The 13,405-nt window shown below is 58.8% G+C and carries 15 protein-coding genes; 4 read left to right on the top strand and 11 right to left on the bottom strand.

Annotated elements, in window-relative coordinates; translation table 11 throughout:
* Window positions 1-76: 76 nt before the first annotated feature.
* Entirely contained in the window at window positions 77-1,621 is a 1,545-nt protein-coding gene (murJ, locus tag N5D61_RS16395; protein WP_108237863.1) for a murein biosynthesis integral membrane protein MurJ, read from the bottom strand.
* Between the two features lie 252 nt (window positions 1,622-1,873).
* On the opposite strand from murJ, the gene rpsT reads away from it, so the two are divergent.
* The gene (rpsT, locus tag N5D61_RS16390) at window positions 1,874-2,149 is read left to right on the top strand and encodes a 30S ribosomal protein S20 (RefSeq protein WP_108237862.1); all 276 of its coding nucleotides are present in this window, start codon (window positions 1,874-1,876) and stop codon (window positions 2,147-2,149) included.
* A gap of 149 nt (window positions 2,150-2,298) precedes the next feature.
* Here the strand turns inward: rpsT and N5D61_RS16385 are convergent, their stop codons facing one another.
* From N5D61_RS16385 to rplU, 5 genes are all read right to left on the bottom strand, one after another.
* Window positions 2,299-2,769, bottom strand: a complete 471-nt coding sequence (locus tag N5D61_RS16385; RefSeq protein ID WP_108237861.1) for a CreA family protein — start codon at window positions 2,767-2,769, stop codon at window positions 2,299-2,301.
* A gap of 30 nt (window positions 2,770-2,799) precedes the next feature.
* Window positions 2,800-3,918 (bottom strand): glutamate 5-kinase, encoded by a 1,119-nt coding sequence (proB, locus tag N5D61_RS16380; RefSeq protein ID WP_108237860.1) that lies wholly within the window; start codon window positions 3,916-3,918, stop codon window positions 2,800-2,802.
* Between the two features lie 85 nt (window positions 3,919-4,003).
* Window positions 4,004-5,227, bottom strand: a complete 1,224-nt coding sequence (cgtA, locus tag N5D61_RS16375; RefSeq protein ID WP_279893555.1) for an Obg family GTPase CgtA — start codon at window positions 5,225-5,227, stop codon at window positions 4,004-4,006.
* Between the two features lie 244 nt (window positions 5,228-5,471).
* Window positions 5,472-5,744, bottom strand: a complete 273-nt coding sequence (gene rpmA, locus N5D61_RS16370) for a 50S ribosomal protein L27 (protein ID WP_108237858.1) — start codon at window positions 5,742-5,744, stop codon at window positions 5,472-5,474.
* Between the two features lie 36 nt (window positions 5,745-5,780).
* A complete protein-coding gene (rplU, locus tag N5D61_RS16365) occupies window positions 5,781-6,095 on the bottom strand; it encodes a 50S ribosomal protein L21 (RefSeq protein WP_108237857.1) in 315 nt (104 codons plus the stop codon).
* A 242-nt stretch (window positions 6,096-6,337) separates the two neighbouring features.
* Between rplU and N5D61_RS16360 the strand changes: the two genes are divergently transcribed.
* Window positions 6,338-7,306, top strand: coding sequence for a polyprenyl synthetase family protein (locus N5D61_RS16360; RefSeq protein WP_279893554.1), 969 nt, complete (start codon window positions 6,338-6,340; stop codon window positions 7,304-7,306).
* A gap of 208 nt (window positions 7,307-7,514) precedes the next feature.
* Complete coding sequence (locus N5D61_RS16355; protein WP_108237855.1) at window positions 7,515-7,757, top strand: hypothetical protein; 243 nt, start codon at window positions 7,515-7,517, stop codon at window positions 7,755-7,757.
* Window positions 7,758-7,839: 82 nt separating this feature from the next.
* Here the strand turns inward: N5D61_RS16355 and N5D61_RS16350 are convergent, their stop codons facing one another.
* The 5 genes from N5D61_RS16350 to N5D61_RS16330 form a co-directional block, all read right to left on the bottom strand.
* The gene (locus N5D61_RS16350; RefSeq protein WP_108237854.1) at window positions 7,840-8,457 is read right to left on the bottom strand and encodes an FKBP-type peptidyl-prolyl cis-trans isomerase; all 618 of its coding nucleotides are present in this window, start codon (window positions 8,455-8,457) and stop codon (window positions 7,840-7,842) included.
* Between the two features lie 87 nt (window positions 8,458-8,544).
* On the bottom strand, window positions 8,545-8,850 hold the full coding sequence (locus N5D61_RS16345) for a DUF6482 family protein (RefSeq protein ID WP_279893553.1): 306 nt from the start codon (window positions 8,848-8,850) through the stop codon (window positions 8,545-8,547).
* A 162-nt stretch (window positions 8,851-9,012) separates the two neighbouring features.
* Complete coding sequence (locus tag N5D61_RS16340) at window positions 9,013-9,501, bottom strand: TIGR00645 family protein (RefSeq protein WP_108237852.1); 489 nt, start codon at window positions 9,499-9,501, stop codon at window positions 9,013-9,015.
* Window positions 9,502-9,673: 172 nt separating this feature from the next.
* A complete protein-coding gene (locus N5D61_RS16335; RefSeq protein WP_108237975.1) occupies window positions 9,674-10,006 on the bottom strand; it encodes a hypothetical protein in 333 nt (110 codons plus the stop codon).
* Between the two features lie 187 nt (window positions 10,007-10,193).
* Window positions 10,194-12,626: an AAA family ATPase gene (locus N5D61_RS16330; protein WP_108237851.1), complete on the bottom strand. Its 2,433-nt coding sequence runs from the start codon at window positions 12,624-12,626 to the stop codon at window positions 10,194-10,196.
* Window positions 12,627-12,905: 279 nt separating this feature from the next.
* Here N5D61_RS16330 and N5D61_RS16325 point away from each other — a divergent pair, with 279 nt between their 5' ends.
* Entirely contained in the window at window positions 12,906-13,394 is a 489-nt protein-coding gene (locus N5D61_RS16325; RefSeq protein WP_108237850.1) for a DUF3015 domain-containing protein, read from the top strand.
* The last annotated feature ends 11 nt before the right edge of the window (window positions 13,395-13,405 follow it).

Genomic DNA, 13,405 nt, shown 5'->3' with positions numbered 1-13,405 from the left:
CTGACGCCAACGACAGGCGACACATTCAGGCAAACCTCAACAATCGGCTTTAACCGGCAAAAACCGACGACTGATCCTACATGATTGCTTTGCGAGCGAAGTGCCGTAGGCGGAAGCCCAGCAGTATCAGCATCCCGAAATAGGCGAGCACGCCAGCGGCGACCAGCCCACCCAGGCGCAGGAAGCGCGCCAGCATCTGCCCCTCCGACCACGCAGGCATGACCTGCATCAGGCCCAGCAACACCGCAGACATGACAGCCACGGCAAGCGACAGTTTGAGCAGAAACATCGGCCACCCGGCCTGCGGCTGGTAGAGCTTCTGTTTACGTAATTGCCAGTACAGCAACAGCGCGTTCAGGCATGCCCCTACGCTGATCGCCAAGGCCAACCCGGCATGGGCCAGATGCACGCCATAAACGAACACGACGTTGAAGGCTTGGGTCACGACCAGCGTAAACATCGCGATCTTCACAGGCGTGCGAATGTTTTGCTGGGCGTAGAAGCCCGGTGCCAGGACTTTCACCACAATGATCCCCAGCAGCCCGACGGCATAGCCGATCAGCGCGCGTTGCGTCATGAGGGCATCGTGATCGTCGAACCGGCCGTATTGAAACAGCGAAACCGTCAGCGGCTCGGCCAACAGCCCAAGCGCCAGGGTGCAAGGCAGTACCAGCACGAAACACAGACGCAGCCCCCAGTCGAGGATCCTCGAATACTCCTGACGATCCTTGCTGGCGTACGTCTTGGAGAGTATGGGCAGCAGAATGGTGCCCAATGCTACCCCGAGCACACCCGACGGGAGCTCCATCAGGCGGTCGGCGTAGTACATCCAGGAAACGGAGCCAGCGACAAGAAAGGAGGCGAAGATGGTGTTGATGATCAGGGAAATCTGACTGACCGACACCCCTAGCATGGCCGGCACCATTTGCTTCATGACACGCCAGACGCCGGTGTCCTTGAGGTTCAGCCGAGGGAGCACCAGCATGCCGATTTTCTTCAAGTGCGGCAGCTGATACAGCAACTGCAACAGCCCTCCCACCAGCACTGCCCACCCCAACGCCATCACGGGCGGATGAAAATACGGGGTCAGAAACAGTGCGAAGAAAATCATCGCCAGGTTCAACAACGTGGGCACGAAGGCAGGTACCGAAAAACGGTTCCAGGTATTGAGGATGGCGCCAGCCAGCGAGGAGAGCGAGATCAGCAATATATAAGGAAAGGTCACCCGCAGAAGATCCGAGGTGAGCTGGAACTTCTCGGGCGTATCGGCGAAGCCCGGCGCGGTGGCCCAGATTACCCATGGCGCGAAGACGATGCCCAGCACCGTGACCAGTGCCAGTGCCAGGGTCAGTAGCCCCGTCACATACGCAACGAATGTGCGCGTCGCCTCCTCCCCTTGCTGGCTTTTATATTCCGCCAGGATGGGTACGAAGGCCTGAGAGAAGGCTCCCTCGGCGAAGATGCGCCGCAGCAGGTTAGGCAGTTTGAACGCGATGAAAAAGGCGTCCGTTGCCATACCTGCGCCGAATGCGCGAGCGATGATGGTGTCGCGGATGAAGCCCAACACCCGCGAAAGCATGGTGATGGAGCTGACGGCGGCAAGCGATTTGAGGAGATTCATCTAAAGTGTGTATGCCCGACCAAAGGAAGCGCCAATGCGCGTTCCATTTATGCGATACTCCGCGCCGCTGAAAACAGCGCTGAGCCAAAACCCGCGAGTTTACAGGTCGTACGCCGGAAAGAAATCACCCCGGCAGCCATTGGCGACCACTCAGCGGAGCGTATCATCCGCCCTTGACAAGCACCCAACTCATCGGCATGATTCGCGGCCTATTTTGTTCGCTATTTACCAAGTCTTTCGAGGAGCTCGACGGTGGCCAACTCACCTTCCGCCAAAAAACGTGCAAAACAGGCTGAGAAGCGTCGCAGCCACAACGCCAGCCTGCGTTCCATGGTTCGTACCTACATCAAGAACGTAGTCAAAGCCATCGACGCCAAAGACGCTGCCAAAGCACAAGCTGCTTACGTTCTGGCTGTGCCAGTTATCGACCGCATGGCCGATAAAGGCATCATCCACAAGAACAAGGCCGCTCGTCATAAGAGCCGCCTGAACGGTCACGTCAAGGCGCTGAACCAAGCTGCTGCCTAAGCGACCGCTTAAATAAAAAACCGACCTCAGGGTCGGTTTTTTATTGTCTGAACGTCAGCAGCGCATGCTAGAGACTCACTGGAAACGCCTGCGTGGGGAGGGAGGCGAGCCTTGAAGCAGCGCACCCCACGCCACGCACCCCTTCGCGCTCAAGGGGCCGGCGCAGGCGCCCAAGGCAAAATGGGAATCGCAGTGACCGCGTTTTGCGGACTCCCCTCGATCAAGCGGTCGCTGTAGACCAGATACACGAGTGTATTGCGCTTCTTGTCCAGGAAACGCACCACTTGCATGGTCTTGAATACCAGCGACGTGCGCTCCTTGAACACTTCATCACCATCCTTCAACTCACCCTTGAAGTGAATGGGGCCGACCTGACGACACGCAATGGACGCTTCGGCACGATCTTCGGCCAACCCAAGGCCGCCTTTCAGCCCGCCAGTCTTGGCGCGCGACAGGTAGCACGTCACGCCATCGACCTTGGGATCATCGAACGCCTCAACCACAATCCGATCATTCGGGCCAACGAACTTGAACACGGTCGACACCTGACCGATTTCTTCTGCCGACGCCAGCAGTGGCAACATCAGCAATGCACCCAGCATCCCTCTCACAACTCGCATAGCGATTTCCCCTCACTTCAAAAAGCGCACTCACACCAGAATCAGGTTATCGCGATGAACCAGTTCTGGCTCGGCCATATACCCCAACTCCGTGACGATGGCGTCCGATGGCTGACCGATGATCTTCTGCGCTTCCAGGGCGCTGTAGTTGCTCAAACCACGGGCGATTTCACGGCCATCAGCCGCGACACACACAACCATTTCGCCGCGACGGAAACTGCCCTGTACCACCTTGACCCCCACAGGCAGCAGGCTTTTGTTGCTTTCGGTCAGCGCTTTCACGGCGCCATCATCCAAAACCAGGGTTCCACGGGTCTGCAGATGCCCTGCCAGCCACTGTTTGCGCGCCGCCAGCATGCCGCGCTCCGGCGACAACAGCGTGCCCAACTGCTCGCCCGCCTTGAGACGCGCAAGGACGCGCTCGATGCGCCCACCCACAATGACGGTGTGAGCACCGGAACGTGCAGCCAGTCGCGCTGCGCGCAGCTTGGTCTGCATGCCACCACGCCCCAGCGCCCCCCCCGTACCACCGGCGACGGCGTCCAACGCAGGATCGTCGGCGCGGGCCTCGTAAATCAACTGCGCTTGTGGATTATTGCGAGGATCGGCATCGAACATGCCATCCCGGTCGGTCAGAATGACCAGCAGATCGGCCTCGACCAGATTAGCCACGAGGGCAGCCAGCGTATCGTTGTCGCCGAAGCGGATCTCGTCGGTGACCACGGTGTCGTTTTCGTTAATCACCGGCACCACCCCGAGCTCCACCAGGGTACGCAGTGTGCTACGGGCATTCAGGTAACGCTTGCGGTCGGAAAGGTCGTCGTGGGTCAGGAGAATCTGCGCCGTTTTGCGACCATGGTCGGCAAAACTGGATTCCCAGGCCTGCACCAACCCCATCTGACCAATCGCCGCCGCGGCTTGAAGCTCATGCATGGCACTCGGTCGTGCAGCCCAGCCCAGGCGACTCATTCCGGCAGCCACCGCGCCGGAAGACACCAGAACCAGCTCGACGCCCGCCTCGTGCAGGGCCACCATCTGCTCGACCCAAACACCCATTGCGTTGCGATCAAGACCCTTGCCGTCCGCCGTCAGCAGCGCACTTCCGATCTTCACAACCCAACGCTGGGCACCTGTCACCTTGCTCCGCATGATCTTTCAACCTTAAGCCAGAGAGTACAAATCCAAGATACTAAAACGCCGCTGATTCAGCGGCGTTGTAGTTTACTTCAGTCGATCACTCACGAACGTAAATGATTTCCGGACCGTCTTCGTCGTCCTCGAAATCATCGTCCCAATCATCATCACCCATGTCATGCACGCTCTTCACGCCACTGCGGCGCAAGGCACGCTTGTCGTCCAGCGCCTGCAACTGGGCCCGAGCCTCGTCCTCGATGCGCTGATCCAATTCGGCCAACTCTTCGGCGTATGCAGGGTCATTGGCCAGGCGGTCGGCACGATCTTCCAGGTACCGCATGATGTCGTGCCCCAGACGCTCGGTGCCCTGCTTGGCAATGGCCGAGATGACGTAGACCGGCCCCGTCCAGTTCAAACGCTCGACAATGGCTTGCTTGATTGCGTCATGCTCTTCCTCGAGCACCGTGTCGCACTTGTTCAGTACCAGCCAGCGATCGCGATCCGACAGCGCTGGGCTGAACTTGACCAACTCATTGACGATCACTTCAGCAGCATCGGCTGGATCACTGCCGTCCAGAGGCGCCATGTCGACCAGGTGCAGCAGCAGGCGAGTACGCGCCAAGTGCTTGAGGAAACGAATACCAAGGCCCGCGCCGTCCGACGCCCCTTCGATCAAACCTGGAATGTCGGCAATGACGAAGCTTTTCCAGCGATCGACACTGACCACACCCAGATTGGGCACCAGTGTGGTAAAGGGATAGTCGGCAACCTTGGGCTTGGCGGCCGAAACCGAACGAATGAAGGTACTTTTCCCGGCGTTCGGCAAGCCAAGCAGGCCAACATCGGCCAGTACTTTCATTTCCAGTTTCAGGTCACGCTGCTCCCCCGGCTTGCCAGGAGTGGTCTGGCGTGGCGCACGGTTGGTACTGGATTTGAAGCGGGTGTTGCCCAGCCCGTGCCAACCACCCTGCACCACCATCAGACGCTGGCCCGCCTTGGTCAGGTCGCCGATCACTTCCTGGGTGCTCGAATCGATCACCGTCGTGCCCACCGGCACGCGCAGCACCAGATCCTCACCCTTGCGCCCCGTGCAGTCGGTGCTGCCGCCATTCGAACCACGCTCGGCTTCGAAGTGGCGAGTGTAGCGGTAGTCGACCAGCGTGTTCAGGTTTTCGTCGGCCACCATGTACACCGACCCACCATCGCCACCGTCGCCACCATTGGGGCCGCCGTTCTCGATGAACTTTTCGCGACGGAAGCTCATGCAACCGTTGCCGCCGTCGCCGGCCTTCACTCGAATGGATACTTCATCAACAAATTTCATAACGCACGCCTCCCGTCACAAAGACGAGCAAACAACATAAATTCATAAGGCTCTTGCAAAGATGAGCGTTGCGATACCGATTGAAAACCAGCGATTGCACACCACAACGGCCCACACAAACAGCTTTGCAAGAGACTCACCAAACCAGAGCTTCTACAAACGAAAAAGCCCTGTCATCGACAGGGCCTTTCTGCTCAAGCAACGTGAAAGCTACGACGCGATCAAGTGGCTTGAAACTGCAAGATTATGCCGCGACTTCAGTCTTTGGCACGATGCTTACATAACGACGACCGAAGGCGCCTTTGACTTCGAACTTGATCACGCCTTCGACTTTAGCGAACAGGGTGTGATCCTTGCCCATGCCAACGCCGTAGCCAGCGTGGAACTGGGTGCCGCGCTGACGCACGATGATGTTGCCCGGAACGATGACCTGGCCGCCGTACATCTTCACGCCAAGTCGTTTGGCTTCTGAGTCGCGACCGTTACGGGTACTACCACCAGCTTTTTTGTGTGCCATGAGTTCAATACTCCTATAAGGGTATCAGGCTGAAAATCAGGCCTGGATACCGGTGATTTTGATCTCGGTGAACCACTGGCGGTGGCCCATACGCTTCATGTGGTGCTTACGGCGACGGAACTTGATGATGCGGACCTTATCGTGACGGCCTTGCGACACGACTTCAGCCGAAACGGTAGCACCGGCAACGACTGGAGCGCCGATATTGACGTCGTCACCGTTGCCAACCAGCAGAACGCGGTCGAAGGTAACGGTTTCGCCAGTAGCGACTTCCAGTTTTTCAATTTTCAGGTATTCACCTGGGGCGACTTTGTACTGCTTGCCACCAGTAACGATTACTGCATACGACATGGTATATCTCCGAAAATCCTGCTCACCCAGCTCTTTATAGGAAGAGTATCGGCTGGCATGGCTGCATGCGGCTGGAAAGGCTCATCATGCAATTGCGTAAGGCAGGTGCTGCCCAGGAAAGTTAGGGTGCGCGATTGTACGCAAGGCGCGCCACCCTTGCAAGCGGCCTTACGTCACGCCTTGACAGGGTGGGGCCTGCCACCTAGCATGCCGCGCAACCCTGTACGGAGCACGCCTCGCTGATGCAACCTCAAGCCTTCTATCGCGCTGTGGCAGACGACTTTACCGCCGTCGACCACATTATCAAGAAGCAGCTGACGTCGCGCGTGCCGCTGGTCTCCAAAATTGGCGACTACATTACCTCCGCTGGCGGCAAGCGCCTGCGCCCGCTGCTGGTGCTGCTGTGCGGCAAGGCCTTGGGCAGCGGCGGGGACAATCTGCGGCTGCTGGCCGCCACCATTGAATTCCTGCACACCGCCACGCTCCTGCATGACGACGTCGTCGACATGTCGGGCATGCGCCGGGGGCGTTCCACCGCCAATGCCATGTGGGGCAACGCGCCAAGCGTGCTGGTGGGTGATTTCCTCTACTCCCGGTCGTTCGAGATGATGGTCGAACTGGGCTCGATGCCGGTGATGAAGATCCTGTCCCAGGCCACACGGGTCATTGCCGAAGGGGAAGTGCTGCAACTGTCGAAGGTTCGCGACGCCAGCACCACCGAAGAGACCTACATGGAAGTGATTCGCGGCAAGACGGCCATGCTGTTCGAAGCCTCGACCCACAGCGCCGCCGCACTCGCTGAAGCCAGCCCCGACCAGCGTGAAGCCTTGCGCACGTTCGGCGATCACCTGGGCGTGGCGTTCCAGTTGGTAGACGACTTGCTCGACTACCGCGGCGATGCCGAAACTATGGGTAAGAACATCGGTGACGATCTGGCGGAAGGCAAACCGACCTTGCCACTGATCTACACCATGCGCGAAGGCACTCCCGAGCAAGCGGCGCTGGTCCGCAAAGCCATTCAGAAAGGTGGCCTGGAAGACCTCGACGCCATCCGCGAAGCTGTGGAACAGTCCGGGGCGCTGGACTACACCGCCAAACTGGCCCGCGACTACGTGGCTCGCGCCATCGCCTGCCTGGACGTCTTGCCAGCCAGCGAATACCGTGATGCGCTGATCGAGCTGAGCGAGTTCGCTGTCGCGCGCACGCACTGACACGCGCTCGTTCTGCTGAAGCCCGTCCTTGCGACGGGCTTTTTTGTAGCCGCGGGATTTACACGATCGACACGCCGCAGGGCACTATCACGACGAGAAGCCCTGAAACAGATCAACCCGGCAACAGAATGCGAATTAATCTCAAATAGATCCTTGCTATTTCAAAGATAAGAATTATTCTCATTGGAGTCTTTCAAGGAGAACGAATATGACTTATCTGATTGATGCCTGGCTGGACCGGCCGCACCCTTACTTGCGTATCCTGCACCGCGAAACCGGCGAGGTGTGCGCCGTGCTGGAGGCAGAGGCACTGGACGAACTGCGGGATCAGGGTGATCTGGACGTGCATAGCCTCAGCTCGTGCGAGCCGGGAGTGCAGAAGGAAATGGTGCGCAGCCTGTTTCTCTTCTGCTATGCCCGCGCGTTACGGCCGGCGTGTGAACTTCACTGATGGCAGAAAAAAAGCCGGGCATCGCCGTTGGGGCCCCCAAGGCCCACACGGCGATGCCCAGCTTAGGCTTGAGACGTGAAGCTTAGAGCACGTCAAGCAGTTCGACGTCGAATACCAGTACGCTGTGCGGCGGAATGCTGCCAACGCCTTGAGCGCCATACGCCAGTTCGCTCGGCACATGCAGACGCCATTTGCTACCCGCTTTCATCAGTTGCAGGGCTTCCGTCCAGCCGGCGATCACGCCGCCCACCGGAAATTCTGCCGGTTGACCGCGATCGTAGGAGCTGTCGAACACAGTGCCGTCGATCAGTGTGCCGTGGTAGTGAGTCCGCACGTTGCTTTCGCGGGTAGGCTGGGCGCCTTCACCTTGGGTAATCACTTCGAATTGCAGACCGGAGGCCAAGGTCGTCACGCCTTCACGCTTGGCGTTTTCTGCCAGGTAGGCTTTGCCCTCGCCCGCCGCGGCTTCGGCTTTGGCAGCGGCTTCGGCCTGCATGATTTCGCGGATGACTTTGAAGCTGGCGGCCATGTCTTCCTGGTTGACACGGCTTGGCTGGCCACCGAAGGCGTCCGTAAGGCCGGCCAGGATGGCGTCCAGGCTGACACCCGGCGGCGGGTTGTCGCGCAACTGGTCGCCCAACTGGCGGCCAATGCCGTAGCTGACGCGGGTCTCGTCGGTGGACAGATTGACTTCGGACATGATGCTGCTCCGCTTGAAGAACGCCCGCGGGCGCCCTGAACTAAAAGGCCGAGCAGCCTAGCACAAGCCACCATGCGCGGTCATGACCTACCACGCCGAGCGGATTGACAGCGGCACGCGCACCGTCTGCTCTTCGCTGTCGCGGATGCCGCACATTTCGTCGTGAACCACCGCATGCACCAAATTGAAAGGCAATGGTGTGATGGCACGCAGGAGTTCCCGGGCATGCTCGACAGAGCGCAGGTGCAGGGTATTGCCTTGAGCATCGATGAGCGGGTGGGCTGCGCCATGCATGCGCGCTTCAAGCAGGTAAATGCCGCCTTCGATCGAGATGAGATTGAGTTCGTCGATACGACCGGCGCTGGCGTGGTCGGTCAATTCCTGAAGATTCATGAGAACGTCCTCGCTGATCCAGGATGAAGATGAACGAGTCACAAGTCTCGCTCAGTCTGGCCAGAGTACAAGGCCGAGAGGTGGCCGCTGGTCCGTTTGACGCATTTAGAAACATCCCTTGCAGCGCCGGCCGACAGCTGCAAGGCATGCGACGACCAGGGTTCAATGCTTGGTCAGTTTGTCCAGGTAGCCCATCGCAAACGCCGACACGACGAAGGTCATGTGAATGATCACGTACCACATCAGGTACTGGGTTTCGATGTTCTTGGCGTCCATGAATACGCGCAGCAGGTGGATGGACGAAATGGCGACGATAGAGGCAGCGACTTTCATCTTCAGGGAAGAGGAGTCCATCTTGCCGAGCCAGTTGAGCTTTTCCTTGGTTTCGTCGATGTCCAACTGCGAAACGAAGTTCTCGTAGCCGGAAATCATCACCATCACCAGCAAGCCGCCCACCAGCGCCATGTCGATCAACGACAGCAGCACCAGGATCAGGTCAGACTCGGCCAGCGAAAACACATTGGGCAGAACGTGGACGATTTCCTGAAAGAACTTCAGCGCCAGCGCCAGCAGCCCCAGAGACAGACCAAAATAGATCGGCGCCAGCAACCAGCGCGATGCGTACATGGCATTTTCGATAAAACGTTCCATTGAAGCTCACAGTTAATTGAAAGCTCGCGAGTATAGGGCGAAGGCTGCAGAGCACAACCCATCGTGACAAGAGTTGAAACAATTAACCGAGAAACGCAGGCGGACACTGCACGGACACCGCGTGATAGCCCCACACAACCGGCCCACGCAGCGCCCGCCAATGCACGTCAGGTCAGTGACCAGGGGAAGGCCGATGGCCAGTTGAAGCGCCACCGTTGATCCTTCGCAGCTCACCTTGCAGATGAAGGCTCCAGATCGGAATCTCTTCTGCCGTTTGATAACCGTGCAGCGCAAGGCTTTCGGCTATCGCGTCCAAGACCGATTCTGCCGCGACCGGCCCATGAAACGGCCCTTGAGCTTTCAGTGCAGAAGGTTGTTCGCCCGACATCCCGGCGGCGAAGAGTAAGGTCCACAAGCCGTTATCACCCGAGAGGGGGCGAATCACGCATTCGATACGGGTCACCAGACCCAGGCATTGACGAGTAAGACAGAGGCTGCGCGGCATGGCGAGCTCCTCCATTGATTGCAGTATTCATTTCCTTGAAACAGCGAAGGAAACGCGTCAGTCCCTTTGACAACTGCTGTAGCCCGACAATATCGAACAAACACCCCCTAGGAAAAGAGTGAAAACAAAAAAGGGCGCCGAGTGGTCATTTAGCCATCAAACGCCCGGTTTTGTTGACGTCAAACCCTCAACTCTTCAGTTCAGGCTGTAATTGTGGCGCCTCTTTTTCGATCTCCTTGAGGTCATCCTCACTGAGCATTTCGGCGATATCGCGCAACCGGTCCACCACGCGCCCATTGACAGAGTTCTCCGGGAATTCTCCGTTTTCGTCCGCTTCGCCGACAGGCTCGCCCACCAGCAGACTCAAGGCCTCGTCGACCTGACGCACCGCGTAGACGTGGAACTGCCCCGCGCGTACGGCCTGCAGCACACGCTCATCGAGCATCAATGTCGCCACGTTGGCCTGCGGAATGATCGCCCCCTGATCGCCTGTCAGGCCGCGGGCTTCGCAAAGTCGGAAGAAACCTTCGATCTTCTCGTTCACACCGCCCACTGCTTGCACTTCACCGAACTGGTTGATAGAGCCCGTGATCGCGAAGCACTGTTTGAGCGGGGTTTTCGACAAGGCGGAAATCAGCGTGCAGACCTCCCCCAGCGACGCGCTGTCGCCGTCCACGTACCCGTAGGATTGCTCCAGCGCAATGCTGGCGGAAATGGCCAGCGGGAATTCCTGCGCATAGCGACTGCCCAGATACCCGGTCAGGATCATCACCCCCTTGGAGTGAATCGGCTGGCCGAGATTGACCTCACGCTCGATGTCGACGATGCCGCTGCCTCCGGGATAGACCGTAGCGGAAATCCGCGCCGGCACACCGAACGCCGAGTCGCCCACCTCCAACACCGTCAACCCGTTACATTTGCCAACGGCCGCGCCTGCGGTGTCGATCAGAATGATTCCAGCGAGCATGTCGTCGAGAATGCGCGCCGAAACACGGCCTGTACGCGTGGCCTTGGCCTTCAGTGCACGCTCGATGTGCCCGGCATCGGTCCGCTCATCGTTGGCGAGGCTGCGAATGAAATCGGCTTCACTGACCAGTTGAAACAGGTCGCCGATGCGCGCCGACAAACGCCCCTGGTGCTCGGCCAGGCGCGCGCTGTAGGTGGCCAGACGCGCCACGGCATCGGCGGTGAGCGGCGCCATCCCTTCCTCCGAGGTACGGGTTTTGAGCAGCTGGGCAAATTGCTCCAGGCTCTCGTCCACCATCGGAATGTCTTCATCGAAATCCACCAGCACCCGGAACATCTCCTGGAAGTCCGGATCGAGGTCTTGCAGCGTGTAGTACAAGGACCGCGCGCCGATGATGATGACTTTGACCTGCAAAGGGATGGTCTGCGGAGTCAGCGTGACCGTGGCAATCCGCCCCAGCTCGCCCAGCGGCGATTCCATTTTCAACTTGCGTGATTGCAGCGAACGCTTGAGTGCGTCCCACACGAAGGGCTCGCTGAGCATTTTCTCGGCTTCAAGAATCAGAAAGCCGCCGTTGGCGCGATGGAAAGCCCCTGGCCGCAACTGGCGGTAGGTGGTGTACAGCGCGCCCTGATCAGTGCTGTATTCGATACGTCCGAACAGGTTGTCGTAGGTCGGGTGCGGCTCGAAAACCACGGGCGCGCCACCGCTGGCCGAATGCCCCACGACCAGGCTGGGGCAGTATTGCTCTTCCAGCAACTTGCGCGCCTGAGCATCGCTCTTGCTGTCATCGACCAGTTGCTCGACGACGGTCTTCAGCAGGTTGACCTGCATCGCTTGCAGGTACGCGCACACGGCAGCATTTTCGGCGTACTGCTCCGAAAGCGGTGCCAACAAGGGCTGCAATGCCAGAATGATGGTTTCTTCGTTCAACTGGCGAAGCTGATTGCTGGATTCGCGTTTCCACTGCGGCAGGCTGGCCAGCTCTTCGTTCAGCCGCTCTTCCAGCGCTGAAATATCGCTATGGAACCGTTCACGTTCGGCATCCGGCAACTGCGAAAACTCGGCCTCGTCCAGGGCTTTACCATCGAGCATCGGGGTGAAGGCGATATTGCTGCTGTCGCGGTACAGTGCAATGTCCTTCTCTAGGGCCAGGCGCTCGATGACGTCCAGTGCACGGTCATAGCGCTGATTAAAGGCGCGGTCGATGGCGCTCTTCTTCTGCTGGTAGGACGGATGCTCGAAGACCGCAGGAAAGGTCGACAGAAGATTGTCGATCAGTCCGTTGATGTCTGCCATGAACGCACTGGCACTGCCCGGCGGCAACTCCACCGCACGCGGTTCGCGCGGCTCGTCGAAGTTATTGACGTAAACCCAGTCGGAGGGGGTCTGCAGGCGCTTGCCTTCCGCTTTGAGGTAGCGCTTGACGAAAGAGAAGCGGCCCGTGCCGGGCTCGCCCATGACGAAAACATTGTAACCGGGGCGCGGCATGGCGACCCCGAACTGTAAGGCCTCGACTGCTCGTTCCTGGCCGAGCACGCCGCGAAAGGGTTCCAGATCGTTGGTTGTCGTGAAGCTGAACTGTTCAGCGGAAAAGGGACGGGTCAGCGCCTCGGGCGCTAGTCGCAGGCTGGCAGCTACAGAATCGGGCATCGGACATCCTTACATCAGGCGGGGCAGATGGGGGCATTCTGGCGCTCGGTGCACCAGACTGGCAAGGCAAGAACTGAGGGATTCGTTTTTCGCACAGGGAAGCGACCTACATGCTCCAAATACTGGGATTACATGAATAAACTGTATTTACCCACGGAACATTCAGAACGTGCCTAAACTCCAACCTGCGCGGTCGGTAACAATTCGATAAACCGGCCCTCCCTGGCGCCATTCTGGCCAGGCTTCTGACCCTTGGTTGAAACAACAGAGACTAAAGCTATGAAACGGATTCTTCTTGGTACTCTCCTCGCCGCTGCATCCCTGAACGCTATGGCCCAAGCGCCAGGCGGTCCAGATTGTGGCTGGGGTAACATGCTGTTCGAAGGCCAACGCGGCACTCCGGCTCACTTCCTTGCGTCTACCACCAACGGCACCTCCGGTAACGCCACGTTCGGCATGACCTCGGGCACCAACGGCTGCTCCACCAATAGCGCGCTGACCTATGGCGGCAAATCCTGGTTCGCCATGAACGGCATGATGGATGAGCTCTCCAAAGACATGGCCATGGGCCAAGGTGAAGCGCTGACCACCTACGCGGTGGTACTGGGCGTCAAACCGGAAGACCGTGCGCACTTCGCTGCTGTCACCCACGAGCACTACTCGCAGATCTTCAACAAGGCAGATGCCACCGCTGAAGACGTCCACAGCAACACCCTGGACGTGCTGAAAAACGATCCAACGCTGGCCAAATACGCGACACAAGCTTAAAACGCTACACC

Source organism: Pseudomonas sp. GD03842 (genome assembly GCF_029841165.1).
Lineage (GTDB): Bacteria > Pseudomonadota > Gammaproteobacteria > Pseudomonadales > Pseudomonadaceae > Aquipseudomonas.
This window is presented reverse-complemented; position numbering and strand designations above follow the sequence as displayed.

What these genes read in the sequence shown, in the direction of transcription:
- murJ (WP_108237863.1), bottom strand. Translation starts at nt 1,621, where the DNA reads ATGAATCTCCTCAAATCGCTTGCCGCCGTCAGCTCCATCACCATGCTT.
- N5D61_RS16385 (WP_108237861.1), bottom strand. Translation starts at nt 2,769, where the DNA reads ATGCGAGTTGTGAGAGGGATGCTGGGTGCATTGCTGATGTTGCCACTG.
- proB (WP_108237860.1), bottom strand. Translation starts at nt 3,918, where the DNA reads ATGCGGAGCAAGGTGACAGGTGCCCAGCGTTGGGTTGTGAAGATCGGA.
- cgtA (WP_279893555.1), bottom strand. Translation starts at nt 5,227, where the DNA reads ATGAAATTTGTTGATGAAGTATCCATTCGAGTGAAGGCCGGCGACGGC.
- rpmA (WP_108237858.1), bottom strand. Translation starts at nt 5,744, where the DNA reads ATGGCACACAAAAAAGCTGGTGGTAGTACCCGTAACGGTCGCGACTCA.
- rplU (WP_108237857.1), bottom strand. Translation starts at nt 6,095, where the DNA reads ATGTCGTATGCAGTAATCGTTACTGGTGGCAAGCAGTACAAAGTCGCC.
- N5D61_RS16360 (WP_279893554.1), top strand. Translation starts at nt 6,338, where the DNA reads ATGCAACCTCAAGCCTTCTATCGCGCTGTGGCAGACGACTTTACCGCC.
- N5D61_RS16355 (WP_108237855.1), top strand. Translation starts at nt 7,515, where the DNA reads ATGACTTATCTGATTGATGCCTGGCTGGACCGGCCGCACCCTTACTTG.
- N5D61_RS16350 (WP_108237854.1), bottom strand. Translation starts at nt 8,457, where the DNA reads ATGTCCGAAGTCAATCTGTCCACCGACGAGACCCGCGTCAGCTACGGC.
- N5D61_RS16345 (WP_279893553.1), bottom strand. Translation starts at nt 8,850, where the DNA reads ATGAATCTTCAGGAATTGACCGACCACGCCAGCGCCGGTCGTATCGAC.
- N5D61_RS16340 (WP_108237852.1), bottom strand. Translation starts at nt 9,501, where the DNA reads ATGGAACGTTTTATCGAAAATGCCATGTACGCATCGCGCTGGTTGCTG.
- N5D61_RS16335 (WP_108237975.1), bottom strand. Translation starts at nt 10,006, where the DNA reads ATGCCGCGCAGCCTCTGTCTTACTCGTCAATGCCTGGGTCTGGTGACC.
- N5D61_RS16330 (WP_108237851.1), bottom strand. Translation starts at nt 12,626, where the DNA reads ATGCCCGATTCTGTAGCTGCCAGCCTGCGACTAGCGCCCGAGGCGCTG.
- N5D61_RS16325 (WP_108237850.1), top strand. Translation starts at nt 12,906, where the DNA reads ATGAAACGGATTCTTCTTGGTACTCTCCTCGCCGCTGCATCCCTGAAC.